Here is a 268-nt window from a genome sequence, read left to right as displayed (position 1 = left end):
TCGTCGAGCGAGGAGACCGTCTTCTTCGGCTTCGGCGCCGCGTAATAATAGAGGTCCTGGAAGTCGATCTTGGGGTAGTCGACCCGCGCCCAGGTCGGCTCCGTCATGGTCAGCCAGCGCCGATAGGCTTCGAGCCGCCACTGGAGCATCCAGGCGGGCTCGTTCTTCTTCTCGGAGATGAACTTGACGGTTTCTTCCGACAGACCCTTGGGGGCCTTGTCGGACTCGATCAGGGTCTCAAACCCATAACGATACTGGTCGACGTCGA

The 268-nt window shown here is 60.1% G+C and carries 1 pseudogene; it reads right to left on the bottom strand.

Features of this window, described 5'->3' with window-relative positions:
* A pseudogene (locus AX729_RS06350) lies at positions 1-268 on the bottom strand (Fe-S cluster assembly protein SufB); the annotation flags it as partial.

The organism is Bradyrhizobium sp. CCH5-F6 (genome assembly GCF_001556045.1).
In the GTDB taxonomy this organism is placed as follows: Bacteria; Pseudomonadota; Alphaproteobacteria; order Rhizobiales; family Xanthobacteraceae; genus Bradyrhizobium.
Note: the sequence above shows the minus strand (reverse complement) of the source record. Positions and strands in the feature narration are given on the sequence as shown.